Source organism: Veillonella sp. LMAG:90 (assembly GCF_008679445.1).
Lineage (GTDB): Bacteria > Bacillota > Negativicutes > Veillonellales > Veillonellaceae > Veillonella_A.
Genome location: NZ_NAND01000001.1, coordinates 2,092,380 through 2,117,089, shown reverse-complemented (window position 1 = coordinate 2,117,089; position 24,710 = coordinate 2,092,380). Strand labels below are relative to the sequence as shown.

Annotated in this window: 18 protein-coding genes and 1 other RNA gene; all 19 read left to right on the top strand. The window is 45.4% G+C overall.

Features of this window, described 5'->3' with window-relative positions; genetic code table 11:
- Nucleotides 1-109: 109 nt before the first annotated feature.
- Nucleotides 110-730, top strand: a complete 621-nt coding sequence (locus CCC71_RS09370) for an MBL fold metallo-hydrolase (RefSeq protein ID WP_021841668.1) — start codon at nucleotides 110-112, stop codon at nucleotides 728-730.
- Between the two features lie 13 nt (nucleotides 731-743).
- Nucleotides 744-1,808, top strand: a complete 1,065-nt coding sequence (locus CCC71_RS09365; RefSeq protein ID WP_021841667.1) for an AI-2E family transporter — start codon at nucleotides 744-746, stop codon at nucleotides 1,806-1,808.
- Nucleotides 1,805-2,287, top strand: a complete 483-nt coding sequence (locus CCC71_RS09360; protein WP_021841666.1) for a Fur family transcriptional regulator — start codon at nucleotides 1,805-1,807, stop codon at nucleotides 2,285-2,287. Before CCC71_RS09365 ends, CCC71_RS09360 begins: the two co-directional genes overlap by 4 nt.
- Nucleotides 2,280-3,779, top strand: a complete 1,500-nt coding sequence (hemZ, locus tag CCC71_RS09355) for a coproporphyrinogen dehydrogenase HemZ (RefSeq protein ID WP_021841665.1) — start codon at nucleotides 2,280-2,282, stop codon at nucleotides 3,777-3,779. The genes CCC71_RS09360 and hemZ overlap by 8 nt, the downstream gene beginning before the upstream one ends.
- A gap of 3 nt (nucleotides 3,780-3,782) precedes the next feature.
- The gene (gene hisS / locus CCC71_RS09350) at nucleotides 3,783-5,054 is read left to right on the top strand and encodes a histidine--tRNA ligase (protein ID WP_021841664.1); all 1,272 of its coding nucleotides are present in this window, start codon (nucleotides 3,783-3,785) and stop codon (nucleotides 5,052-5,054) included.
- A gap of 5 nt (nucleotides 5,055-5,059) precedes the next feature.
- Entirely contained in the window at nucleotides 5,060-6,856 is a 1,797-nt protein-coding gene (gene aspS, locus CCC71_RS09345) for an aspartate--tRNA ligase (RefSeq protein ID WP_127058781.1), read from the top strand.
- Nucleotides 6,857-6,995: 139 nt separating this feature from the next.
- Nucleotides 6,996-7,169: non-coding RNA, 6S RNA (gene ssrS, locus CCC71_RS09340), on the top strand.
- Nucleotides 7,170-7,491: 322 nt separating this feature from the next.
- On the top strand, nucleotides 7,492-8,808 hold the full coding sequence (locus CCC71_RS09335) for a replication-associated recombination protein A (protein ID WP_021841662.1): 1,317 nt from the start codon (nucleotides 7,492-7,494) through the stop codon (nucleotides 8,806-8,808).
- A gap of 78 nt (nucleotides 8,809-8,886) precedes the next feature.
- Entirely contained in the window at nucleotides 8,887-11,706 is a 2,820-nt protein-coding gene (locus tag CCC71_RS09330; protein ID WP_226973989.1) for an FtsK/SpoIIIE family DNA translocase, read from the top strand.
- Between the two features lie 78 nt (nucleotides 11,707-11,784).
- Nucleotides 11,785-12,234 carry a helix-turn-helix domain-containing protein gene (locus tag CCC71_RS09325; protein ID WP_296333514.1) on the top strand — a complete coding sequence of 150 codons (450 nt, stop codon included), beginning with the start codon at nucleotides 11,785-11,787 and terminating at the stop codon, nucleotides 12,232-12,234.
- A 29-nt stretch (nucleotides 12,235-12,263) separates the two neighbouring features.
- Complete coding sequence (locus CCC71_RS09320) at nucleotides 12,264-14,237, top strand: YgiQ family radical SAM protein (protein WP_296333509.1); 1,974 nt, start codon at nucleotides 12,264-12,266, stop codon at nucleotides 14,235-14,237.
- Between the two features lie 27 nt (nucleotides 14,238-14,264).
- A complete protein-coding gene (locus CCC71_RS09315; RefSeq protein ID WP_226973990.1) occupies nucleotides 14,265-15,308 on the top strand; it encodes an extracellular solute-binding protein in 1,044 nt (347 codons plus the stop codon).
- Nucleotides 15,305-16,651: a 30S ribosomal protein S12 methylthiotransferase RimO gene (rimO, locus tag CCC71_RS09310; RefSeq protein WP_021841656.1), complete on the top strand. Its 1,347-nt coding sequence runs from the start codon at nucleotides 15,305-15,307 to the stop codon at nucleotides 16,649-16,651. Before CCC71_RS09315 ends, rimO begins: the two co-directional genes overlap by 4 nt.
- Before the next feature lie 125 nt (nucleotides 16,652-16,776).
- A complete protein-coding gene (locus tag CCC71_RS09305) occupies nucleotides 16,777-18,021 on the top strand; it encodes a competence/damage-inducible protein A (RefSeq protein ID WP_366375396.1) in 1,245 nt (414 codons plus the stop codon).
- 134 nt (nucleotides 18,022-18,155) lie between these two features.
- Nucleotides 18,156-19,187 (top strand): recombinase RecA, encoded by a 1,032-nt coding sequence (gene recA / locus CCC71_RS09300; protein WP_021841654.1) that lies wholly within the window; start codon nucleotides 18,156-18,158, stop codon nucleotides 19,185-19,187.
- Between the two features lie 4 nt (nucleotides 19,188-19,191).
- On the top strand, nucleotides 19,192-19,689 hold the full coding sequence (locus CCC71_RS09295; RefSeq protein WP_021841653.1) for a regulatory protein RecX: 498 nt from the start codon (nucleotides 19,192-19,194) through the stop codon (nucleotides 19,687-19,689).
- Nucleotides 19,690-19,832: 143 nt separating this feature from the next.
- On the top strand, nucleotides 19,833-21,377 hold the full coding sequence (rny, locus tag CCC71_RS09290) for a ribonuclease Y (RefSeq protein WP_277600405.1): 1,545 nt from the start codon (nucleotides 19,833-19,835) through the stop codon (nucleotides 21,375-21,377).
- Nucleotides 21,378-21,708: 331 nt separating this feature from the next.
- Nucleotides 21,709-23,478: a DNA primase gene (gene dnaG, locus CCC71_RS09285; protein ID WP_021841650.1), complete on the top strand. Its 1,770-nt coding sequence runs from the start codon at nucleotides 21,709-21,711 to the stop codon at nucleotides 23,476-23,478.
- A gap of 24 nt (nucleotides 23,479-23,502) precedes the next feature.
- A complete protein-coding gene (rpoD, locus tag CCC71_RS09280; RefSeq protein ID WP_021841649.1) occupies nucleotides 23,503-24,666 on the top strand; it encodes an RNA polymerase sigma factor RpoD in 1,164 nt (387 codons plus the stop codon).
- Nucleotides 24,667-24,710 lie beyond the last annotated feature (44 nt).

The window sequence follows — 24,710 nt, the reverse complement described above, 5'->3', positions numbered from 1 at the left end:
TTTAGCAGTTAAGAATTTATAGAATGAATCCGGTAGCTAATGTTATCGGCAAGTTCGAATGATGACGTTTTAGTCTATTTCGCGTAATACATTGTGGAGAGTGATGCGTATGAAATTATATCGGATGCCCTTAGGGGCGTTGGGGACGAATTGTTACATCGTCGTTGATGAAAGCAATCAGCATTGTTTGGTCGTAGATCCGGGCGGTGAAGGCGAGCGTCTTGTTGCGCTTTTGAAAGAAAAAGGGCTGCAACCGGAAGCCGTTATTCTCACCCATGGTCACGGTGACCATATCGGTGGGGTACAGGCCGTGGTGGATGCATTCAAAGTGCCCGTTTACATCAATAAGGGCGATGAAGAATTTTTGACAAACAGCAATCTTAACTTGAGTGGTGCCATCGGTCAGCCCGTGAAGGTGACCGGCGATATTCATTTTATCAAAGAAGATGATGTGATTCATCTCGGTGAGTACTCCTTTAAGATTATTGAAACACCGGGGCATACGCCGGGCGGTGTTTGCTTCTACGGTGAAGGCATGGTTCTGGCAGGGGACAGCCTCTTTTTGGAATCCATCGGCCGTACCGATTTCCCGGGGAGCAGCTACGAAGATCTGATTGATTCAGTTCGCCATAAACTCTTTACTTTGCCGGAAGAAACTGTCGTTTATCCGGGCCATGGGCCAGAGACGACCATCGGTCATGAAAAGACTTATAATCCGTTTGTTCGTTAGGCGGTGACCGAATATGTTAAAAAAATCAACACAGTATTGGCTCAGAGTCGTGTTGATTGTGCTGGCCGTGATTTTTCTGTGGGCCATTATTCCGGTGCTCTGGCCGCTTATCGTATCGTTAATCTGTACGCTCATTTTGCTACCCGTAGTGAATGGCATCCAGGATTACATGCGGCATCGGGTGGGGCTTACGTGGTTCCCGCGCTGGCTGGCCATCATACCGGCATTTCTGTTGGTAGCACTCATTTTACTATTGGTAATTCAGTTTATTATCTTACCGTTTATTGCTGAATTTACCCGTTTGCTCAATAATTTACCGGTCTTGATGTCACAACTCATTGTGTTGTGGCAAGATATCACGTCCGGTGAATGGTTGAAGTTACCGCCACAGATTGATGCCATCGTCATGACTACTTTGGCCCGTATCAGTTCGTACGGCGTCGAGTTGGCGCAGCGCGGCATTTTCGCTATTTTTTCATTGGCAACGACTGTTTTGGAATGTTTACTCGTACCGATTATGACCTTCTATTTATTGAAGGACGGACGGCAAATTAAGGGCAAAGTCATTTCGATTTTCCAGCCGCCGCACAATCGGTATTTAATGGACGTGGTGAATCAGATTCACCGCACCATGGGGCGCTATTTGCGGGGACAGCTTCTTTTGGCAACCAATATGTTCTGCATAACGCTGGTCATAGCCTATTTTTTTGAATTGCCTTATCCCTTGGTATTGGCTTTGTTCGCGGCTATCGCGGAATGGGTTCCTATTATCGGACCTATTGTTGCAGCCATACCGGCTATTATATTGGCCTCCTTGGTGGGGCCTGCATTGGTAGTGAAAATTATCATTACCTATGCCATTATTCAGTTAATTGACGGGCAGATTGTGATGCCTAAAATCTTAGGTCACGTTATCAAGCTGCATCCGTTAGTTATATTAACCGTAATTTTTGTAGGCGGTTATTTCTATGGCATCATCGGTATGATGACGGCAGTGCCGATCACAGCGATGTTACAAATCGTGCTTACAAAACTTTGGTATTTTAACTCGTTTTACAAGAAGGATGGAACTGTATGAACACGACATTAGAAAAATTGAAAGAACGTATTAAAGACAAAAAGTATAAGTTGACGACGCAACGCCAGACAATTTTACAAGCGTTTATTGATGCGGAAGAAAAGCATCTCTGCGCTGAAGACGTATATGTATTGGTTAAAGCCGTAGCCCCTGATATCGGTTTGGCTACCATTTACCGTACCCTTGATTTATTCACTGAACTTGATTTATTAAAACGCCTTGACTTCGGTGACGGTCGTAATCGTTACGAATTAAATGATGAAGAATTTGCTCATTTCCATCATCATTTGATTTGTGTAAAATGCGGTTGCGTCAAAGAATTTGAAGACGATATGCTCGAAACTTTGGAGTCCATCATTGCCAAAAAACTTAACTTTAAGACAATTGACCATCAGTTGAAAGTCTATGGCTATTGCGGCGACTGTCAGGAAAAAATGAAAGCGGAAGAAGCGGAAGCAGCTGCTCAAAAGGGTGAGTAATTTGACCTATCGTTATACGGGACCGTTGCCTTTGGGCAGTGTGGTGGCGCATTATTGCGGCGCCGCCGGTCTTACGACGACTAAAGGGGCCCCCGTTTGGCGCCTGGAAGGGCTGGGTGCTGAAGAGGGCTATACCTTGACGGTGTATCATAATGACGTGCCGGTAGCAGTGTTTAAAGGGGCTCTTTCCAATGAAGGACGCCTCGAGATAGGTGGGCAATTACTTAAATTAATTCGCACTACCCAGGGACGACCGGCTCTGGGTGAGTGGGGCACTTTGGTAGGTGTTCGGCCAACAAAAATGTTCCATAAATTATGGGACATTGACGAAAATAGCGATACACCACCAGCCGCTGAACCATCGAATCCCGATGAGCCCGGTACTGTCATAAACGGTTGTGACACGGCGGTACAAGTCTTGCGGAAACGTTTTGACGTCAGCGAGCCGAAGATTGAGCTGTTAAAAGCGGTAGCTACGCTGCAACGTCCTTTTGTGGCGCCTCATGAAACGGCGGATCGGGAAGTGAGCGTTTATGGGGGCATTCCGTTTTGCCAAACGCACTGCACGTATTGTTCGTTCCCGTACGGACTGATTCAGGATTACCGGCGCATTCCGGAGTTTTTGGGCGCTTTTGTAAACGATGCAACGCAGCTTAAGGGGCTTATTGAGACATATGGCTTACAAGTTGCCACGGTGTACATGGGTGGCGGCACACCGACGAGCTTAGGTGATGAGGATTTTGCCACAGCCTTGGCGGCCTTGGCCAAGCTTCATCGTGAAAACAGTGAATTTACGGTGGAAGCGGGGCGGCCTGATTCGGTGACGCCTCATAAACTTGCAACTATGGCTAAACTCGGGGTTAACCGAATCAGTATCAACCCGCAGAGTATGCACGATGATATTTTAAAAGCCGTCGGGCGCGGTCATACGGCTGCGGCTATTAAAGAATTATATGCCTATGTGCGTTCTTATACGAATTTTGCGGTGAATATGGACTTTATTGCAGGTTTACCGTATCAGACTCTTTCGCACATGGAAGAAAATCTAGATTATGTTTGTCAGGCACGGCCTGAAAATGTTACAATTCATACATTGGCATTGAAGCGGGGTAGTCCGCTTTATGACGGTGTAGGTCGCGAGGCCATGCCGGAAGCCGCAGCCGTGGAAGAAATGGTGGCGCGCAGTAAAGAGCGCCTTGAGGCGGCCGGTTATGTGCCTTATTATGTGTATCGTCAACAATATATGACGAGCCAGACTGAAAATATCGGCTATACTTTGCCGGGGTATATTTGTGAATATAATATTCGGATTATGGAAGAACGGCAGAGCATATTATCCGTTGGTCCGGGTAGCTCCTCTAAATGGATGCGCGCTCCGGAATATCGGCAATTACAACAGCATATGCCTAAAGATGTGTCCGTTTATATTGATACCTTATCAGCACTGCTTGAAAAGCGCAGTCGATTATGCAAAAAGTTTTGGGAGGGATAAAATATGGGAATTCAAAAGCCTAGAGGTACACAAGACTTATTACCTAATGTAATTGGTAATTGGCGCTATGTGGAAGACAAAATTCGCCGTATTTGCGCAGCGTATGGATTTGACGAGATTCGTACACCTATGTTTGAAGAAACAGGGTTGTTTTTGCGTGGTATCGGTGAAACAACCGACGTAGTACAGAAGGAAATGTACACATTCCCGACAGGCGACAAAAAAGAACAGACGTATACTTTGCGCCCTGAAAATACGGCATCCGCCGTACGTGCGTATTTAGAAAACAAAGTATACGGCCAGGAAAACTTGACGAAATGGTTCTACATCGGACCGATGTTCCGTCATGATAAACCACAGGCCGGTCGTTATCGCCAGTTCCACCAATTCGGTGTGGAAGTATTGGGTACGCAGGCTCCGGCAACTGACGCCGAAGTGATTTTGATGGTATTGCAATTATTTAACGACTTCGGCCTTAAGGACTTAAGCGTACAGGTTAACTCCGTAGGTTGCCCGAACTGTCGTCCGGCGTACCGTGAAAAATTAATTGCTTTCTTCGAACCTAAAAAAGATCAACTTTGCCCGGATTGCCAAGCTCGTTTATATAAGAACCCACTTCGCATTTTGGACTGCAAAGAAGAAACTTGTAAAGCTTTATCTGTCGGCGCCCCTGAAATTCATGAAAATCTTTGCCAGGAATGTTCCGACCACTTCGATCAGCTCCAGAAATTCTTGACCGCAGCGAATGTTAATTATGTAGTAAACCCTCGTTTGGTACGCGGTTTGGATTACTACACGAAGACAGCTTTCGAAGTACAGTACGCACCGCTTGGTTCTCAAAGTGCCGTAGCCGGTGGCGGTCGTTATGACGGCCTTGTAGAAGAATTGGATGGTCCGCATACGCCGGCCGTCGGTTTTGCCATGGGCATCGAACGTCTTTTGTTGGCCCTTGAAAAGCAAGGCTTATTACCGGAAGAAACGATTGATCCGTCCGTATTTGTAGTTGCTTTAGGCGAAGAAGCACAGGTTGCCGGTTTTAAATTGGTTAACGACCTTCATAAAGCCTATATTAAGGCGGCTATGGACGGCGAAGGTAAAAGTATGAAGAGCCAGTTAAAACATGCTAACAAAATTAATGCAAAATATGTTATTATAGTGGGTGATGATGAATTAGCTCGCGGCGAAGCAATTATTCGCGACATGGAAAGCAGCGAGCAGGAAACCGTAGCCTTTACGGATGTATTGGCACGAGTAACTTCACTAGTGAAAGGATGACAAGAATGGAAACAATGCAAGGATTGCACCGCACACATGGTTGCGGTACTATCAGCGAAGAACAAGTAGGTAAGGAGGTTGTCCTTTGCGGTTGGGTAGAACGCCGTCGTGACCATGGCGGATTGATTTTTATCGACCTTCGCGACCGCTCCGGCGTAGTTCAGGTCGTAGCATCCCCTGATCATAATTTAGAATCTTTCCACAAAGCGGAAGATGTACGTAGTGAATATGTACTTTGTGTTCGCGGTAAAATTACGGAACGTGATGCAGATGCCATCAACCCTAATTTGGCAACCGGTCGTTATGAAATGTACTGCGAAGAACTTCGCGTACTCAATGCGTCCAAAACACCACCGTTCTATATTCAAGACAATATCGACGTTGATGAAAACATCCGCTTAAAATATCGTTATTTGGATCTTCGCCGTCCTGAAATGCAACGTAACTTAATCCTTCGTCACCGCGTGACTAAGGCTATGCGTGACTTCTTGGATTCCCGCGATTTCCTCGAAATTGAAACACCAATGCTTACGAAGAGTACACCGGAAGGGGCTCGTGACTACTTGGTACCGTCCCGCGTGAACCCTGGTTCTTTCTATGCATTGCCACAGTCTCCTCAGATTTTTAAACAAATCTTGATGGTAGCGGGCTATGAAAAATACTTCCAAATCGTTCGTTGTTTCCGTGACGAAGACTTACGTGCCGACCGTCAGCCTGAATTTACCCAGCTCGACTTGGAAATGAGCTTCATTGACCAGGAACAGATTTTGGAAACCTTGGAAGGTTTGATTCACCACGTATTCAAAACAACGATGGACATTGATGTTCAGATTCCGATGGCGCGCATCACTTGGGATGAAGCCATGGATAAATACGGTTCCGACAAACCGGATCTTCGTTTCGGTATGGAATTCACCGATGTAACCGACTTGGTTCGCACAACTGAATTCAAAGTGTTCCGCTCCGTAATCGACAATGGCGGCATGGTTAAAGGTATCGTAGTACCTGGCGACGCCGGCATTCCGCGTCGTGAACTTGATGACCTCGTAAACTATGTTGGTCAATACGGTGCGAAAGGTCTTGCTTGGGCATGCTTCAACGAAGACGGCACTATCAAATCCCAGATTATGAAATTCTTGGGTGAAGATACTATCCGTGCCATCGGTGAAAAAATGCAGGCTAAACCTGGCGACTTGGTACTCATGATTGCGGACAAACCGGCTGTGGTAGCTAAAGCTTTGGGTGAACTTCGTCTTGAAATGGGGCGTCGTATGAACCTTATCGACGAAAACAAATTGGCCTTCACTTGGGTAACCGATTTCCCAATGTTCGAATACGATGAAGAAGAAAAACGTTATGTGGCTATGCACCATCCGTTCACTTCACCGCGTGCCGAAGATATGGATAAATTGGAATCCGATCCTGCATCCGTTAAAGCCATCGCCTATGACATGGTATTAAACGGCGTTGAAATCGGCGGCGGCAGTATCCGTATTTACCAATCCGATGTACAGGAAAAAGTATTCAAAGCTATCGGCCTTACGGAAGAAGAAAGCCGCAGCAAATTCGGCTTCATGTTGGATGCCTTCCAGTTCGGGGCACCTCCACACGGCGGCTGTGCCTTCGGTCTTGACCGTTTGGTAATGCTCATGGCTAAACGCCAATCCATCCGTGACGTAATTGCGTTCCCTAAGACACAGAGTGCGGCCGACCTCATGAGCCAGGCTCCGTCTACGGTAGCACCAAAACAGTTGCGTGAACTTCACATTAAAACCGATACGGAAAAAGAAAAGTTAGTGTAAAATCAAGTTTCTTGTTAAAAAAAGTATGACCGCTAGTACTTTTTGGTCTACTTCTGCTTGATATATGCTAAATCTATATCAGTCGTTTGTTTCAAGACCTTGAAATAAACGGCTGATTTTGTTAATATAATAGTAAAGAATCCCCCTGCTGTGTGCGTGTGGTATCGTAGTTTTGAGCCAACACTATTACATCGGGAGCCTGGACTCTTGTATTGGCACTATGCCTGATGAAGGACAGTAAGATTACGAGGAGGGCACCCACCTGCTATCGCAGGATTAAAACACGGTACATATACGGCATGGTGGGGCTCTTATAAGCCGCCTTAGGGCGGCTTATTTTTTTATCTTGAATTAGGTAATAGAGGACCTAGAGGACCGTTTTTGCGGCCGATAATTATAAATTTAAGGTCAAATAATCCTCAAATTAAGGCGAGATAATCCCAAATAAAAAGAGGATATAGGGTATAATAAATATAAGTGCAAAGTAAGACGTTACATATTGTCTTTACACTTTGAACGCGAGCTTTTAACGGTAAATTTAAATTAGCAGTTATAGATGGTAAGCCTTTAACGGTAAATTTGAATAGGCAGTTATAGAAGATAAGCCTTTAGCATATATTTTAGGAGAGAAATTTATGGACAGTTTATTTGCTGAATATGAACCGAAACGGTTTGAACCGTTGGCCGTGAGACTGCGTCCTACCTCATTGGATCACTTTTACGGACAGGAAAAAGCAGTGGGGAAGGACAGTTTTTTACGGGCTATGATAGAGCGCGATACAATTCCGTCTTTGTTGTTTTACGGGCCGTCCGGCACCGGTAAGACTACCTTGGCCGGTATTATAGCCGCTATGACCCATAGTCAATTTGTGGTTTTGAACGCTACCAATGCGGGCATTGGTGAACTGCGGGCTATTATTGAAAAAGCACGCAAAACGATTCAGAATTTGCAACAGCGTACGATTTTATTCCTCGATGAAATTCATCGTTTTAACAAGAGTCAACAGGATGTGCTTTTACCATGTGTGGAAGACGGGACTATTATATTAATCGGCGCTACCACGGAAAATCCTTTTTTTGAAGTAAACCGACCACTCTTATCGCGTTTGCGTTTGATTACCTTGGAAACATTGACGCCGGATGCGATTGTCAAAGTATTGCAACGGGCACTTACCGATGAAGATAAGGGGCTTGGTAAGCAACAACTTAAAGCAGAAGAATCTGTATTGCGCGAAGTGGGCATGTTTGTAAATGGTGATGCCCGTATGGCTCTTAATATTTTAGAACAGGCCGCCGCCATGGTTGAAAACGGCGGCGAATTGACCTTGGAAATTTTAGAGCGCGTAGTGGGTCGTCGCATTTACAGTTATGATAAAAAGGGTGATAACCACTATGATACGATTTCCGCTTTTATTAAAAGTATGCGTGGTTCCGACCCGCAGGCAGCGGTATATTATTTGGCGCGCATGATTGAAGCGGGGGAAGATCCTAATTTCATTGCCCGGCGCATTGTGATTTGTGCGGCCGAAGATGTAGGGCTCGCCGATCCGCAGGCCCTCGTAATAGCGAATGCAGCGGCTCAGGCGGCGCACTTAGTGGGCTTTCCGGAAGCACGTATCATTTTGTCCGAAGCTGTTTTATATGTAGCCTTAGCGCCTAAGAGCAATAGTGCGTATATGGCTGTTGATGCGGCTATTCAAGATGTACGTCATTACGAACATGGGGAAGTACCGGAGCATTTGCGGGACGCTCATTACAGCGGCGCGGCTAAATTAGGTCATGGCGTTTCCTATAAATATGCCCATAATTATCCGAACGGGTATGTGAAGCAGCAATACTTGCCGACCCCGTTGGTGGGACGCACCTATTATGAAGGCATTGAGCGCGGCAAAGAAAAAGAATTACTGACTCTTTGGAACGAACGTACAAGCGGTAAAACTTCTAAAAAGTAGTCAATCTGTGGTATAATAAAATGCTAACGAGTTTATAGTTTAATCGGATTGATATGTATAGAGGTGTGTAGATAGATTATGGCGGAACAAAAGAAGGAGCGAGCGAAGGCGGCGCCGCGTAAAACGGCAACAAAGCGCAAGACGACCACTTCCTCGCGGACTGTTAAAACGAATAAAAGCGATAAGGCCCCTAAAATTCGTAAAGAAGTGCGAGGCCTTTTTACCATGCTCTTTGCTGTGGTAGCTTTGCTGGGGATATTTAACATTACATCCGGTACGGTAGTTGATATAATAGCCGGTATTTTTAAATACGGTTTCGGTATTGGCGGTTTGATCCCTTGCCTCTATGTAGGTTATGTGGGCTGGCGTATTTTGTATGCCGACAAAGGGTTTTCAATCACCCGTCGGGGGCTTTTGTTGAGTTTGGTATACTTGTTTGCCATTACGCTCGTAACCCTTCTTATGGCCGGCAATGGGGAAGAATTAATGACCACTAAAGTTGCTGCTCAAGGCGGCGTTTTAGGTGGTATGATAGCCAGCCTGCTACGCAGTTTGCTTGGCAATGTGGGGGCCATCCTGGTGACTATCGTTGTGGAATTAGGTTTAATCCTATTGATTTATCAGATTTCCTTGCGTACCGGTCTTCATAAGGCAAAGGCTAAAACCGATGTAGGTTTGGAAAAAGCGCGCGTGCTTACGGAAGAAACCGTGCAGCATGCGAAAGAACGCTATGCGGATTGGAAAGAAGAACAAACTGAAAAACGCCGCATTTATAATCAAGAAAAAGATACGCGTTTTTCACCGAGTGCGGCCGTAGAAGTACTGACCAATGCAGCACAAGTATCGGCTGAAGCTAAGGCTAAAGCGCAGGAAGAAGCGGCCCGTATAGCGGCCGAAGAACAGCGGGTGGCAGCGGAGGCTGAGGCGAAGGCTAACCTTGTGGCAATGGGAGAACAAGTAGATCTTACTAAAGCCCAGGCTGAACGTATTGATGCGGCCCAAGCCGAAGCGGCTGAATTCTATGCCACTGTTGCTTCTGAGACAAGCAATACTACCGCAGCTACTAATTATAATGAGCCTGCTTCAAATGACGAAGATGATGAATTGGAAGTGCCGCCGTTTTTACGCGGTCGTGGCGCCGGCACAACGCCGACTACGACAATAACGAGTGGGGCTACAAGCACGGCAGTTGCTGCCGATACGGCTATGCCTATGGAGGCTAATCCGGCTACCGTTGGTGTAGCAACTGACGGTGATGACGCTTCCGGTACGGTAGCAACCGATTCAGTTGAAACGGAGGCCGTAGCTGCTGATGCAAGTACAATTAATAATACAGAATCTGAGACGGACGTAATTCCGGTAGCGGCCGACACGTTGGCTACCTCTAATATGCACCCCGTACCGACGTTAAAAGGTACGGAAGAAGATACGGCGGCGGTGGCCGTTACTGTTGACGGTAAACCGAAACCGCGCCGCATTGAATTACCGTATCATTTTCCGCCATTGGCGATGCTTGCCAAAGGCCAGCCTAATCAGGTGACCAGTCAAGAAGTTACTCATAATGTAACGGTATTGGAAGAAACATTAAAAAGCTTCGGCGTAATAGCCCATGTAGTAAATGCTACACAGGGACCAACGGTAACCCGCTATGAATTGGAACCGGCGCCGGGCACTAAAGTAAGCAAGATTTTGAACCTTACCGATGACCTTAAGATGGCATTGGCGGCTATTGATATTCGTATTGAAGCACCAATTCCGGGAAAATCGGCAGTGGGTATCGAAGTACCGAATAAAAATACCTCGGCCGTTCATTTGCGGGACGTATTGGAATCTGAGAAATTCCAAAAAGCACGGGGTGGTATTCCAGTAGGTCTCGGCAAAGACATTGCAGGCGAAGCGGTTATTACCGACCTTGCTAAAATGCCGCATTTACTCGTGGCCGGTTCTACCGGTTCCGGTAAGTCTGTGTGCGTAAATACGCTGATTTCCAGTATTTTGTTCAGTCGTAAACCGAGCGAAGTACAGTTAATCTTAGTGGATCCGAAGATGGTAGAATTATCTGTTTATAACGGTATTCCTCATTTAAAAGTACCGGTTGTAACGGATATGAAAAAAGCGGCTGCCGTGTTACGTTGGGCCGTTCGCGAAATGGAAGCCCGTTATCTCACCATGGCTACGTCCGGGGTGCGTAATATCAGCGGTTATAATGAACAATATCCGGAATCGGCTATGCCGCTTATTTTGATTATTATCGACGAATTGGCAGACCTTATGTTGGTGGCACCGGATGTGGAAGAATCCATTAACCGTTTGGCCGCTAAAGCGCGTGCTGCCGGCATCCATATGGTATTGGCAACGCAGCGTCCATCGGTTAACGTTATTACCGGTACCATTAAAGCCAATGTACCGAGTCGTATTTCCTTTGCCGTGGCAACGCAAATCGACTCCCGTACCATTCTGGATATGGCAGGGGCTGAAAAACTCCTCGGTAAAGGGGATATGCTCTTTAATCCAATCGGGGCTAGCAAGCCGATTCGTATTCAAGGGGCCTTCATTTCCGATGAAGAAGTGGAAGAATTGGTGGCCTTTGTTAAACAGCAGGGACGACCTGATTATGACGAATCCATAACGGAAGAAACGGAACAAGGCACTTCGGAAGAAGCGGCCGCGCCGGCGGAAGAGCGGGATGAACTCTTAGAACGGGCGATTGAGCGCGTTATGAGTGAAGGTCAGGCTTCTACGTCCATGTTGCAACGTCGCTTCCGAATCGGTTATTCCAGGGCGGCTCGCTTAGTGGATACGATGGAAGAAATGAAAATCATCGGGCCTGCTAACGGCAGTAAACCGCGCGATATTTTAATGACACCGGAAGAAGTGAAAACGCGTTATTTCTCATAGGATTTTATGAGTTAAAAACTAGAAGCATTGGTAGAATTAGAAAGTTAAAATGATGTTAGAATTTAAAGGAGGCCGAACTTGTCAACGATAGGCGAAGAATTACGTCGAGAACGTACACGGCGAGGTCTGACTATTAAAGATATTGAACAGGCTTTACACATCCGCTCCGCGTATTTGGAAGCGATTGAAGAGGACAATTATAAGATTATCCCCGGTGATGTGTATGTAAAAGGCTTTATCGGCAATTATGCGGATTTAATGGGCCTTGAACGACATCGCATGATTGATCGTTATAAAAGTTTAATCGGTGAGCCCTTGGGCGTACCTTTGCGGCGAGTAAAACCGCGTAAACTTGTTCATCATGAAGATGTTGAACGGGAAGTGGACGTTGTAGTACCTCATTCCAAGCGCTTGAGCTATACGTCACGGCAGCAACGTCGTCAGAAGACGTTGGCTCAGGAGCGATTAGCCGTATCTGTTATTGTTATTTGTATAGTTGTATTTTTAGGCTGGTTATTTTTTGTGTAAATACAGTATAAATTAAGGAGATATGTGTAGTGAGCGACTTTTTAATTACGGAACGGGCGGAGATGGAAGCACGCGGTTGGGCTGAACTCGATTTCGTGTTGATTACCGGTGATGCCTATGTGGATCACCCCTCTTTTGCCGGTAGTGTGATTGGCCGACTGTTGGAGCACCACGGTTATCGGGTGGGGCTCATTGCACAGCCCGACTGGCAAGATGTAAATGCCTTTAAAGTGCTGGGCAAACCTCGATTGGCTTCGTTGGTAACAGCCGGTAATCTTGATTCTATGCTTAATAAATTTACGGCGGCTAAAAAATTCCGCCACAATGATGCTTATTCACCGGGCGGTGAAAGCGGTCATCGGCCGGATCGGGCGACACTGGTATATGCGAACCGCATGCGTGAAGCATTCCGTGATGTGCCCGTAATCATCGGTGGGATTGAAGCGAGTTTGCGCCGTTTTGCCCATTATGATTACTGGTCCGATACGGTGCGCCGTTCGCTCTTAGTTGATAGTAAAGCGGACGTACTCATCTACGGTATGGGTGAAAAACAGATTTTAGAATTGGCGAAAGCCTTGGATGAAAATCGTCTGATCGAGCAATTGCCAACCATTAAAGGGATTTGCTACATGTCAAAGACTTTGCCGGAAGGAAAAATCAAGGAATGTCCGTCTTATGAAATAGTGAAAGAAGATAAGAAGCAATTTGCTGAAGCTTTTCGCATTCAATATTATGAACAAGATCCGTTTATCGGCAAAACCGTGGCTCAGCTTCACGGGGACCGTTATGTGATTCAAAACAGTCCCGCTTTGCCGCTCACGCAGGCTGAAATGGATGAAGTATACAGTTTGCCGTTCACGCGGCGTTGGCATCCTCGTTATGATGCGAAGGGCGGCGTGCCGGCACTTAGGGAAGTGCAGTTTAGTCTGGTAAGCCATCGCGGCTGTTTCGGCAGCTGCTCCTTCTGTGCCATTACGAGCCATCAGGGACGCATTATTCAGAACCGTAGTCATGAATCGCTCATCGCTGAAGCGGAACGTATGATAGCCATGCCTGATTTTAAGGGCTATATTCATGACGTAGGTGGTCCGACGGCAAATTTCCGCCACACGGCTTGTGAGAAACAGGGAACTAAAGGTGCGTGCCCCGGTAAGAACTGTGCGGCCCCTCATGCCTGTGAAAATCTCGACACCAGTCATGATGATTATTTAGCAATATTGCGTAAATTGCGTAAGCTCAAAGGCGTTAAGAAGGTCTTTGTGCGCTCCGGTTTACGCTATGACTATGTATTGGAAGATAATAACCGCGAATTTGTGAAAGAATTATGCGAACATCATGTAAGCGGTCAGCTGAAAGTGGCACCGGAACATGTGTCGGAAGCGGTTACGGAAATCATGGGGAAAGCGGACAAAACCGTTTTCCTCAAATTTAAAGATTGGTTTGAAACGGCTAATCGCCAATTAGGTAAGAAACAATTCTTAGTTCCTTACTTTATGAGTTCTCATCCCGGTTGTACCTTGGCTGACGCCGTTGAACTGGCGGAGTTTTTACGGGATCAGAAGATGACGCCGGAACAGGTGCAGGACTTTATTCCTACGCCGGGCAGTTTATCCACCGCCATGTATTATACGGGTATTAATCCGCTCACCGGCGAAGCCGTCTATGTGGCCAAAAAAGGGCGCGACAAAGCGATGCAGCGGGCACTTATGCAATATAAGAATCCCGATAACTATGACTTAGTCCGCGAAGCCTTGGTAAAGGCAGGGCGTACCGATTTAATCGGCTTCGGACCTTTGTGCTTAATTCCGCCTCGTCCAATCGGACGTAATAAGGCCGGTAATCAGCATAGAAAGCAGACCGGTAATCAGCCGCCAAATCGACGGACTCAAGGTGGTCGGTCCGGCTCCGGCAGAAGTCAGGGGTCAAAGTCGAACGACCGTGGCAAAATCAGTATAAGTAAACAGTCAAAACGAGGTGGTTTGGCTGGCAATAGACGACCTTAGTGTGTCATAATGGAGGCGGGCATGAGCATGAAACGATTTTGGCCTATCGCATTATTAATAGCCTTTGTTCTCGGCATGTTTGCAGCGGGAACATATTTTGAAAAAACTGAAGAAAAAGAGCGTACGGCCATTCCGGTTAAAGCGGAGCTGACGATTTATACGGACCTGCCTTCCAACTTGACCACTTTGTTGGCGCAACAGTATGAAATGCAGTACCATGTACGCCTCACCATGTTGCCGATTACGGAAGAACAGATGGCAACGCGTATGACCTTGCCCGCATCCGATCAAAAGGGCGATTTGGTCATCACGACCCGAGATAATTTAGACATCGGTGTTAAATATAATCAATTAAAACCGGTCCTTACCGAAGGGGTAGACGAAATATCCGATCGTTTTAAAAATAACGATGCCCTTTGGGTCGGCATTTGGTATGACCCGGTTGTATTTGCCCAGAGCGATGCCTTTTATAATCGCATGGGCCGCTATGTAACGGCCTGGCAATCATTAATTCTTCCCGGCGATTGGCGCATCATTATGACAGACTTTGTAGCTTCGCGCAGTGCGGCGAATATTTTATACAGCTTTGTCGAAATGAACGGGGAAGAACAGGGTTTGCATTTTTTTGTGGAATTAAAACCGCATGTGGTGCAATACGCGAAATTTTTATCGACACCGATTCGCTTGGCCGCCTTGGGTGAAACTGATTTGGGTATCGGTAACTATTCTGACGGTCAGCAATATGTGAACCATAAATATCCGGTGAAAATTATTTTCCCCGCTGACGGTACACCGTATTACTTGACCGGTGTGGGTATGTTAAAAGGCACAACCCATGAAGAAGAGGCGACCCAAGTTATTAAATGGTTATTGTCAAAACAAGTGTCGCAATTTTTGCAAGACAATGGCTTTTATTATGTGTACACCAATCCGGAATTGCCAAATCCGGTGGATTCTTTAGGCCGTGAATTGGTTCTTTGGGATACCAAGGGTGGTTACACGGAAGACGGCAAAAAAGTATTGTTGGATAAATGGATTAGCCAAGTGCGCTTTAGAAAGGATATACAATGAGTAAAAAATTAGGCTATGTGAGTTTAGGCTGTGCCAAAAACCTGGTGGATACGGAGATTATGCTGGGGGCCCTCAAGGATAACGGCTATGAAATCACGGAAACCTTGGATGAAGCAGAAATTATCATCGTTAATACCTGTACGTTTATTGAAAAAGCTAAACAAGAATCGATTAATACGATTTTAGAAATGAGTGAATATAAGCAATTCGGCGCTTGTCGCGGCTTGATTGTGGCCGGTTGTTTAAGTCAGCAGTATCAGGAAGAGCTATTTGCGGAAATTCCTGAAATCGACGCCCTCATCGGTACCGGTTCATGGAATCGTATCATGGAAGCTATCGAAGCGATTGATGATGGCAAACGTATCTGCATTATGGACTCGATTACCAATATTTATAATGAACGCATGCCGCGTATGCAGACTACACCGACGTACAGTGCCTATGTAAAAATTGCCGAAGGTTGTGACAATGGTTGTACTTTCTGTATTATTCCAAAAGTACGTGGTGCTTACCGCAGCCGTACAATTGAATCCATCGTAGAAGAGGTGGAGCGTTTAGCCGCTATGGGCGTTAAAGAAATTAATCTCATTGCTCAGGATACAACGAGTTACGGCTCCGATCTTAACAATGGTAAACCGATGTTGGCGGAACTCTTAAAAGCCCTCGTAAAAGTGGAAGGTATAGAGTGGTACCGTTTATTGTACTTATATCCTAAATATTTCACCGATGAGCTTTTGGATCTTATTGTAGCGGAACCTAAGATTTGTAATTATATCGACTTGCCGTTGCAACATATTAATGACGATATTTTGCGTCGCATGAATCGTAAAGACCGTAAAGCGGATATTGTGAATTTATTGCAAAAAGTTCGCAGCAAAGCGAGTCACGTAACGCTTCGTACATCCCTTATTGTAGGTTTCCCCGGTGAAACGGACGAACAGTTTGAAGAACTTTGCGAATTTGTCAAAGACGTTCGCTTCGATAATATGGGCGTATTTACTTACTCTCAGGAAGACGGTACACCGGCAGGCGCTATGAATGACCAAGTTCCGGAAGAGGTCAAGGAAGAACGTTATCATGCGTTGATGGCCATTCAGGCGGCCATTTCAGAGGAAAATAACCGTGACTTAGAAGGCACGGAGCACGAAGCGATTATCGAAGAAATCAGCGAAGACGAACATGGTCATTTATTGGCTAAAGGCCGCTTGGAAACGCAGGCGCCTGATGTAGACGGCAATATGTACATTGAAGATGTGGCAGGCCTTGAAGTGGGGCAAATCGTGCCGGTTACAGTGGCCCAAGGCTTTGCTTATGACGTGGTAGCCGAAGTGCGCACTAAGTAATTTCTGAGAAGTAATTCCCAAGAAGTAATTCCCAAGAAGTAACGCGCTTTCAGGCGAACTGACGGAATTTGAAGTAACAAAGAAATCGGTATCCGTAATCCCGAATGGGAGAATTGAGGCAAATGATGATAGTAGAATTGATTTCAACAGGTTCAGAATTGTTATTAGGCGATACCATTAATACCAATGTGGCGTGGTTGGCGCGTGAGCTCAATAAGCTCGGTTATACCGTAGCGTTTCAAAGCACAATTGGCGATAATCCGACGCGAATGGAAGACTGTTTTAAATTGGCCGGCAGCCGTGCCGATTTAGTGGTTTGTACCGGTGGTTTGGGACCGACTCAGGGGGATATTACCCGTCCATCCTTGGCAAAAGCCATTGGTCTTGAATTGGAGCTCAATGCTGATGCAGAACGCATGGTAAAAGCCTTTTTTGCCAACAAAGGGCGGGAAATGCCGGATCCGAGCCGTCGGGAAATGATGTTGCCCGTTGGCAGCCAAGCGCTCATGAATAGTTGCGGCGTAGCGCCCGGCGTAGCCGTTCAAGCTGAAGGCACGACGTATATACTTTTGCCGGGACCGCCGGCAGAAATGAAAGCCGTATTTGATGAATCGGTGCGCCCGTATTTGATGGAACATTTTGGCGGTCAAGGTGTTGTTCAATCTCATCGCTATGCGGTGTATGGTATGCGCGAACTGGAGTTGGAATCAGCTCTCATGGATTTAGTCAAAGCACAGCAGAATCCGACCATTGCTTTTTTAATTAAAAACGGCTATATCGAATTACGGATTACGGCAAAAGCTATGACGCCGGAAGAGGCGGAAGCTTTATTGGCTCCATGGGATGCTATCTTGCGGGAACGCCTCGGCGATTCCTTAGGGCGCCGTTTAGAAAAATCCATGCTGGAACTGGTAACGGATGCCTTATTGGAGGCTGAAGCTACGGTGGCTACCGCCGAATCCTGTACAGGTGGCTTGGTGGGGAAAAAGCTCACTGAAATGCCGGGCAGCAGTGCTTATGTACAGGGCGGAGTCATTTCCTACTCCAATGAAGTAAAACACAAAGTACTCGGCGTGCCGCAAGAAGAATTGGATAATTATGGCGCTGTCAGTGAAGAAGTGGCCAAGTCCATGGCGGAAGGTACGCGTAAACTGTTAGGGACAACGTATGGCGTATCTACGACCGGTATTGCCGGACCGGGCGGCGGAACGGCAACAAAACCGGTAGGCCTTGTATATATCGGGGTTTCCGGGCCTAACGGTACGGTAGCCTATCGCAATGATTTTATCGGTGACCGTGAAAGTATTCGTCAGAGTACGGCGGAACGAGCCTTATATCTCTTGTATCAGGCTATAACCGGTAAACGATAAGGTGTTACTTATACTTTTAGAAGTTCTACGTTTACGTTGTGAGCGGAAGGCTTGTTGCAAAAGTATGCTTATCAATTTTAAAGATTAATATATTTATTAAGTCATGTATGATATGACAAAGAAAGGATTATATCATGGAAGGTAGAGAACAAGCCTTAGACAATGCGTTGAAGAAAATCGAGAAAGATTATGGTAAAGGTGCTATTATGCGCCTTGGCGATATTACGGACCGCATGAATATTGAAGTTATTTCCACCGGCTGTTTGGCTATTGACCTTGCTGTAGGTGTAGGTGGTTTTCCCCGCGGCCGTGTTATTGAAATTTATGGCCCTGAATCCTCCGGTAAAACAACCGTAGCTTTGCATGCTATTGCAGAAGCACAAAAGGGTGGCGGCATTGCGGCCTTTATTGATGCGGAACATGCGCTCGATCCTGTATATGCCCGTCATTTGGGTGTCGATATTAATAACTTATTAGTATCTCAGCCGGATAATGGTGAACAGGCTCTTGAAATTACAGAGTCCCTCGTTCGCAGTGGTGCTGTTGATATCATCGTTGTCGACTCCGTAGCAGCGTTGGTACCGAAAGCCGAAATCGAAGGTGAAATGGGCGATGCTCACGTAGGTTTGCAGGCTCGTTTAATGAGTAAAGCGCTTCGTAAATTAACAGGTATTATCAGCAAATCTCGTACGGTTGTAATTTTTATCAACCAGTTGCGTGAAAAAGTTGGCGTTATGTTCGGTAATCCGGAAACAACGACCGGTGGCCGTGCCTTAAAATTCTATTCCACCATTCGCCTCGATGTGCGTAAAGGGGAAGTTATTAAACAAAATAATGAAAACGTAGGTAACCGAACTAAAGTAAAAGTTGTTAAGAATAAAGTGGCACCGCCATTTAAAACTGCTGAATTTGATTTGATGTATGGCAGTGGCGTTTCCTATGAAGGTACTTTAATTGATATCGGTACCAACATGGAAATTATTAAAAAATCCGGTGCTTGGTACTCTTACAATGATGAACGTATGGGCCAAGGTAAGGAAGCGGCTAAAGAATACTTACGTTCTAATCCGGAAATCGCTCATGAAATCGATACTATCATTCGTGATACTTTGATGGCGGAACCGGAAACTTTTGATGTAGTCGGCGAAGAAACGACGGAAGAATAATTCGATGGCTTTGACCAAAGAATATACGCTTACAACGGCCATAGACCAGGCGATGCGCTTTTTGGCGCCTCGCTTCCTGAGCCGCTTGGAGCTGACGCAAAAACTTCAGCGTAAAGGCGTGCCGGCCGATTTAATACATCAAGTATTGGAGCGTCTGGAAGACCTTGATTACATCAACGACGAACGTTTAGCTCATGATGCATTACAATTATACATAAGTGAAGCTAAATACAGTGTTCAGTTCATTCGTAATAAGCTTTATCAACGAGGCTTGCCAATTGGGAATGAACTTTCGCAGTATGATGAAACTGAGCCGGCCCTTAAGTTGGTGGTTCGTCATTTTATCGGTGTTGATGCGGCAGCAGAGGCCGAGTGGTTTGATAACACTTGGCCTCTGGAGGCCCGCGTTGAATACAAGAAAGTTTTTAACTATTTGAAAAACCGTGGTTTTAGCGCCGGAACAATCCGGAATATCTGTGACCGGGTTGCTCGCTATGAGTAGTCTATATAGAGTTTACCTTGACAGGGGATTGATGACAGACTACAATTATAGTAGTCTCACAGTAGTGGGCAAATTTCAAATATGTATGAAACAGACGGCAATTTAGGAGAAGACGAAAGCGCTTCTTACTTTTATATGAGGAGGTGAACATTATTTTAGAGTATAGTATTATTGCCGTTGTAATGGTGCTTATCGGTCTTGGTGTAGGCTATATGATGCGTAAGAACATCGCTGAAGGGAAGCTTAACCGTGCTGAAACTGAAGCGGCTCGTATTGTAGCTGATGCTGAGCGATTGGCTGAGTCTAAGAAAAAAGAAGCCTTAGTAGAAGCTAAGGAAGAAATTCATAAACTTCGCAGTGAAGCGGATAAAGAAAACCGAGATCGACGCAATGAATTACAACGTTTAGAACGACGTATTCTTCAGAAAGAAGAACATCTCGACGGTAAATTGGAATCCTTAGAGAAAAAAGAAGATGCGTTGCATCGTAAAGAACAAGAAACAAAAACTTTAAAAGAACGTACAGAAGCTCTGTACGACCAACAAATGGCGGAATTAGAACGTATTTCCGGCATGACATTTGAGGAAGCGAAAGGAATTTTACTTTCCAATGTAGAACAAGAAATTCGTCACGAAACGGCGGTTCTTGTTAAAGATTTAGAGCAACAAGCCAAGGAAGAGGCTGAAAAGAACGCCCGAGAAATTATTGCATCCGCAATTCAACGTTGTGCTGCGGATCATGTTGCAGAGTCTACCGTATCGGTAGTAGCTCTTCCAAATGATGAAATGAAAGGGCGAATTATCGGTCGTGAAGGCCGAAACATTCGTGCCCTAGAAACCTTAACAGGTATAGATCTTATCATTGATGATACCCCTGAAGCAGTTATTCTCTCCGGCTTTGACCCGATTCGCCGTGAGGTAGCGCGTATTGCCCTTGAGAAATTGATTGTTGACGGCCGTATTCATCCGGCTCGCATCGAAGAAATGGTTGGTAAAGCTCGTAAAGAGGTTGACCAAGTTATTAAAGATGCGGGGGAACAGGCAACTTTTGAAGCCGATGTACATGGCTTACATCCTGAAATTATCCGTATTTTAGGTCGCTTAAAATATCGTACCAGCTACGGTCAAAATGTATTGAAACACTCCGTTGAAGTGGCTCATTTGGCCGGCATGATGGCAGCCGAATTAGGTTGTGACGTAACCCTTGCTAAACGCGGTGGTTTACTCCATGACTTAGGGAAAGCGCTTGACCACGATATGGAAGGCTCCCACGTACAGATTGGTGTGGATGTAGCTAAGAAATACCATGAAAGTGTATTGGTACAGAACTGTATCGGTGCTCATCATGGGGATGAAGAATTCAAATCGGTTGAAGCCGTATTGGTGGCAGCTGCTGACGCTATTTCGGCGGCTCGTCCGGGCGCACGTCGCGAAACCCTTGAAAACTACTTGAAACGTTTGACTAAGTTAGAGGAAATTGCCGAGTCCTTTGATGGCGTTGAAAAATGTTTCGCAATTCAAGCGGGTCGCGAAATTCGCGTTATGGTTAAACCTGAAAAGATTGACGAAGCGGAAGCAACCTTATTGGTACGCGAAATGGTTAAACGTATTGAGTCTGAATTGGAATATCCGGGTCAGATTAAAGTCGTTATCATTCGTGAAACCCGCGTTGTTGATTACGCTAAATAATTAAAGAGAACGGAAACGGACTCTTTATAAAAGATTAATAACCAAAAGACTATAATTACCACTCCCTTTGGCGGACGTCACGAGGGAGTGGACAATTATAGTCTTTTTTTCGTCTTGTTTTTAATTGAGAAAAGAAGTATAATAATAGTCCTTGTGAACAAAATAAATTATAATGGCTTATTTCATACCCTAAAAGCAATTGCATAAATTGCATAAAAATTTTGCAGATAAAAAATGAATATATTTAAAAAAATCTTCTTGACATAGAAGGAAAAACATTATCTTTTGTAGAAATATATATACAGTGAAGTTTATTAAGGGATGTGAGGAAATGAGTAGACACTTCGATGCTGAACTGATTGAACAGATAAAAGATGCAAATGACATTGTGTCAGTGATTTCTGAGCATATGACATTGAAGAAGAAGGGGAGGAATTACTGGGGCTGTTGTCCCTTTCATAATGAGAAAACGCCTTCATTCAGTGTAAACCCAGAAAAGGGCTTTTTTTATTGTTTCGGATGTCACGAATCAGGCAATGCGATTGGCTTTTTAATGAAATATGATGGACTGTCATTCCCCGAAGCCTTGGAAAGGTTGGCGAATCGTGCGGGCATTGCGTTACCTCAGCGCGATTTAACCAAAGAAGAATTACATCGGCAGGCACACAGGGAAAGTTTGTACAAGGTGAATGCCTTGGCGGCTACATTTTTTCATAATTGCCTGACGCAGACTGAAATGGGTAAAGCAGGGCTTGCTTATTTGGAGAAACGGGGTCTCACTAAAGACACCATTGAAAAATTCCAGCTTGGCTTTGCGCCCGACAATTGGGACAAACTATATCGCTCATTCAGAGAGCGAGGCATAGATGAACGCATATTAATTGAAACCGGTCTTTGCCGTAAAAGTAATGGTAAAACGTATGATTATTTTCGTAATCGTGTAATGTTTCCCATTATGGACGGAAAAGGGCGTGTGGTTGCGTTCGGTGGCCGTGTGCTGGATGACAGCAAGCCTAAATATTTAAACTCACCGGAATATGAATTATTCAATAAAGGCCATATGCTCTTTGCTTTTGACAAAGCATACCGAACTATTCGGGAGAAAAAACAGGTCATTTTAGTAGAAGGGTATATGGATGTTATAAGTGCTCATAATCGAGGGGTTACCAATGTAGTGGCCTCTTTAGGCACGGCTTATACCAAAGATCACGGGCGCTTATTAGTGCGTCAAGCTGATGAAGTCGTATTGGCCTATGATATGGACGGAGCCGGGCAACAAGCAGCGCGCAGGGCTATTGAGCTTTTACAAGATACGGAATTTAAAGTGCGCGTGGTAGCTATGCCGGACGGCAAAGATCCGGATGATTATGTGCGCAACCATGGGCCGGAAGCATTCTTAAAACTCGTAGATGAGGCCGTGCGGCCATTTGATTTTTACTTGAACAGTGCCATGATTCGGCACGACAGTAATACGATGGCCGGCAAACAGGCTATTTTAGAAGAAGTGTTTCCCCTCATAGGTGCTACAAGCAGTCAGATAGAGCGCGAAAATTATCTGAAAGCACTGGCATTGCCATTGTGGTTGGATAATAGTCAGATTTTTCGCATGTTTCGCCAATACTTGGCCAAAGGTGGGGTAGAATTACCAACCGATACGGCTAGTGCGGTTGTGCCGGAAAATGTGACGACCGAAGAAGACCGATTACTGGCCGCGGCCGTAGTTTGGCCGGCGGCTTGGGAACGGGTCCATCAATATTTACCGTTGGAGGATATAACCAATCCTTTGTACCGTGCTTTGTTTAACAAAGCCGGAGAACTTCTAAGTAAGACCGGTGCGCTTTCGACAGTGGCGCTGGAAGAAATGCTTACTGACGATGAAAAGACCGCTTATGGTCGCTTAATGGTGCTTGGTGAAGGCGAGTATAAGGAAGCACAAGTGGATGGCTATATACGAGCAGTGCGCTTGAAGTCATTACGAGAACAGTATAAACAACATAGTGTGTTAGCAGATCAACTGAACCGGGCAGGTAATCCTAAATTTATTGAGGAATTACGTATTTGCCAGGAATTACAAAAATTGATTAAGGAATGGTCTCGATAAACTATGAAAGAAAGGAAGAGCATTGTGGCTAAGAAGCAAACTAAATCACGGTTAGAAGAAATAATAGAACAATTACTGGCAAAAGGTCGTAAGGCAGGGGCATTAACGAGTAAAGAAATTACGGATGCTCTTCACGAAGAAGTAGAACTTACGGCTGAGCAGTTAGACGATATGTATGAAGTATTACAGAAAAGTAATATAGACGTTATCACCGATGATGCTGAAGTGGCAGCTGAAGAAGATGACATCATCGAAGATGAAGAAGAAAGCGACGAAGTTCGCGAAGCGAAAGAAGTAAGCCTTGACCTTAGTATTCCGGAAGGCGTTAACATTGACGATCCTGTTCGCATGTACTTAAAAGAAATCGGTCGCGTACCTTTGTTGTCCGCTGACGAAGAAATTCTTTTGGCTCAGCAGATTGAAGCGGGTGCCAAGGATGATGCGTCGTATAAAGAAATGAAAGCCGGCGAAAGAGCGAAACAGAAATTGATTGACGCCAACTTGCGTTTGGTAGTTAGTATCGCTAAACGTTACGTAGGTCGCGGCATGTTGTTCTTGGATCTAATTCAGGAAGGTAACTTGGGCCTCATTAAAGCGGTTGATAAATTCGACTATACGAAAGGTTATAAATTCTCCACTTATGCAACATGGTGGATTCGCCAGGCCATTACCCGTGCCATCGCCGACCAGGCACGTACCATTCGTATTCCGGTACATATGGTAGAAACAATTAATAAATTGATTCGTATTTCCCGTCAACTCTTGCAGGATAAAGGTCGCGAACCATTGCCTGAAGAAATTGCGGAAGGTATGGGCATCAGTGTAGAACGTGTTCGTGAGATCCAGAAAATCGCACAGGAACCGGTTTCTTTGGAAACGCCAATCGGGGAAGAAGAAGACTCCCATTTGGGCGATTTCATCGAAGATCAGGATGCTATTGCACCGGATGATGCAGCCAGCTACATCTTACTTAAAGAACAAATCGAAGATGTATTCTCTTGCTTAACCGATCGTGAACAGCAAGTCTTGGTATTGCGTTTCGGTTTGAAAGACGGCAAACCTCGTACCTTGGAAGAAGTAGGTCAGCACTTCAGCGTTACCCGTGAACGTATTCGTCAGATTGAAGGTAAAGCCTTGACGAAACTTCGTAATCGTGGCAAACGCGATAAGATCAAAGACTTCTTATAAGATTAAACATTGGTAGTGACGCACTCTGAAAATTTGAGATTAAC